Source organism: Moorena sp. SIO2C4 (assembly GCF_010672485.1).
Taxonomy (GTDB): domain Bacteria; phylum Cyanobacteriota; class Cyanobacteriia; order Cyanobacteriales; family Coleofasciculaceae; genus Moorena; species Moorena producens.
Genome location: NZ_JAAHGN010001029.1, coordinates 1 through 2,678, shown reverse-complemented (window position 1 = coordinate 2,678; position 2,678 = coordinate 1). Strand labels below are relative to the sequence as shown.

Sequence of the window (2,678 nt, the reverse complement as noted above, 5' to 3'; positions counted from 1 at the left end):
TCTTAGTTCCTCGACATGCCTTAAAATTAGCTATCCGTCAAAGGCAATACTTAAGCCAAATATCCGTTTAAGAACCAAATACCTAGCCTAATTTAACTAACCCCAGTGGGCTTATCTCCCTAAGCGTTGAGTTTCCTCAGTTTCCGTGTGCCCCACGGTACTTTTTATCTTTTAAGGTTTACTTTACTGGTTTGCGGTATTTGTTAGGATCCATACGTTTTTAATGAGGTTTTTCGCGCCTCAGGTGCTAACATCGCTTTACGTCGTGAGGTTATGACAGTACCGACGAATCCTGTCTGTGTTAGGCCACTCTTCTATTCTAGTAATTTTATTAAAAGCCGTCGAACGAAGGACGGGGCTTGAGACCCATTTTTTTTGTCAAAGAGCCCGCCTTTGGGCATCAAGCCAGCTTTGCTACTGGCGGTATCTGCCTCGGCCAATTAAATCAGAAAATTAAATCCGGCAATTAAATCAGAAAGGGAACCGACGACTGGCCGTGTTTCGTCTCGGTTCCCTGACTGGTTCGCTCCTCACACATCCGTAAATATACCGAAAACTTTCTGGATTTGTCAACCCCTTTGGCAAAATTTTTTTTTTCGGTCAAAGTTCACCTGGTGCAAGGACACCTAGTTGGTCTTCTAGAAGCGATCGCAAGACTACTTGAGTTACTCCCACTAATCCTAACCTTGCTTGAGCCAGCCTAGGGGTCTGGTGTTTCACCTCCCCCCAAATGCGACAGCTACGGTAGAACTGCTCAAAAGCATTGCTCACAGAACTTGCCAATTTTAGCCAATGCTTTGATTCAGTTCCACTAAAGTAGTCTGTCAAGTCCATGATTTGACCAATCAAAAGTCTTTCTGCTGGATGGACCAACTGTATAAGCGGCTGCTTTGTTCCTTTTCCTAAGTCGTCTTTTAACCAGGGAATTGGATATGGCACAACTATGAGTCCCTTAGAGGTTTTCAAGTCCATACTCTGAATCTGGATTAAGCCCTGGCGATGAGCCAAGCCCAGGAGTGAGCAGCAACGAGCATGGGCATACTGAACTCTAAAGATCTTGGAAGTATCTTGTGAGAAGAGTGCTGAGTGCTGAGTGGTAAGTTCTAAGTAGGGCAAGAGATTCTTTTGACCTTGTTGAGGGCGAAAGCTAATCAGGGTGTCTGTTGAAGGTTGAATCCAATCTTGTAACCAAGTTGCTAACCCCTGATCTGTCAGCCAAAAATTAATCCAGCCTGGGGGAGCTACTTCAACCTCGAATTCGATCAAGTTTTGTTTCCCAGCATCTTGAGTTATGGTTGGCAAAGATACAGTTAACTGATGAGCAATGGCGAGAGGACTTTGCTGCATGGCGCGAGAAAGCTTGAGAGCGATCGCTGAGCGATATGCTACACCAGTATTATCTGAGCACCTTTCTAAAGGAATCGTTTCCAATATCAACTGGGGAATACCAGAATATACTATTGCTCTCGATATCTGTTGTTGTAATCGGGTACTCAGAGCAGCAGAATTACCTGACAAATTTACGCGCCATGAGCTACTTCTCAAGGTATTTTTTGTTACTTTGGACTCCATGTAAGATCTAGATAAACTTGTGTATCCATCAGGCTCGGAGCTTATGTATTCACCATCCGACCCATTAGAGGCATCCCGACCCTTTGTAACTTGGCAAAGGATCTTAGATTGGGGACAGGAACACTACCGTTATAGGACGTTTAGCAAAGATGAGCGGATTCCTACCCGTCCTGGGTTGTTGTATTTGGTAGAGCGGGGGGCAATCCGTTTGGTGGGTACTTCTCAAGTCAGCGCTAGCCCCAATTTTTCTGGAGCTCAATGCTCCCATCAGAATATGGAAGAAGCGTTTTTAGGATTCATTGGTGCCGGTCAGCCCTTTGAAATTGTTGCCCTTTCACCCTTCACACTTCAGGCTTACTCCCACGTTGAGCAAACTGCTGTGGTATGGATGTACTGGGATGACTTAGACAACTGGCCACACTTCCGACGGGAGATCTTAGATGCATTTAGGCTTCAGCATCAACGCAAACTCCTCTGGCTGAGTACCTTAGGACAGCGACGAACCATTGATCGGCTCTTGGGATTTCTCATATTATTGGTTGAAGAGTTCGGGGAACCGTGTGAACAAGGTTACTGCTTACCATTTCCCTTAACTCATGCACAAATCGGTAGTGCCATTGGCTCCACCCGCGTGACTGTCACTCGGTTGATAGGAAAGCTTCGCCAACGGGGAATCATCAACACTCAGAAGGATAATTTAATTTGCTTATCAGGTGACTCAGTACCTAAGATAACTCCTAATTAGGTACACTTGTAGATGCTTGTGTTCGAGTAATTGCAGTGGAAATCTAATTTACTGCCAAACTGGCAACACAGCCATGCTAAATTCCTTTTTAATAAATATATACCTAACAGATCGCACAAATCAGCCATCCTGTGCCGTAATTGATGATCAGCTTGGTTGTGCTGTGAGGGGTAACACCCTTCACAACACAGCCAGTTTTTTTTATATAAATGTTTTTATGGCAATGGGTGTAATGGTGTTTCCAAATTTCCAAATTTGAGGGACAAAGCGATGCAGCGCTACTGGCTGCTCCGTTCGCGTTTGGCCGTAGGCCACGCGGGGCGCGAACGCGCCCCGCGTCGGGCAAAGCCCGAAATTGCTA

Annotated in this window: 2 protein-coding genes; one reads left to right on the top strand and one right to left on the bottom strand. The window is 45.4% G+C overall.

Annotation, left to right across the window (positions count from 1 at the left end):
• Positions 1-600 precede the first annotated feature (600 nt).
• The gene (locus F6K20_RS33175; RefSeq protein WP_161603198.1) at positions 601-1,545 is read right to left on the bottom strand and encodes a DALR anticodon-binding domain-containing protein; all 945 of its coding nucleotides are present in this window, start codon (positions 1,543-1,545) and stop codon (positions 601-603) included.
• A 70-nt stretch (positions 1,546-1,615) separates the two neighbouring features.
• On the opposite strand from F6K20_RS33175, the gene F6K20_RS33170 reads away from it, so the two are divergent.
• The gene (locus tag F6K20_RS33170) at positions 1,616-2,317 is read left to right on the top strand and encodes a Crp/Fnr family transcriptional regulator (protein WP_008189404.1); all 702 of its coding nucleotides are present in this window, start codon (positions 1,616-1,618) and stop codon (positions 2,315-2,317) included.
• Positions 2,318-2,678: the final 361 nt, after the last annotated feature.

What these genes read in the sequence shown, in the direction of transcription:
- F6K20_RS33170 (WP_008189404.1), top strand. Translation starts at nt 1,616, where the DNA reads ATGTATTCACCATCCGACCCATTAGAGGCATCCCGACCCTTTGTAACT.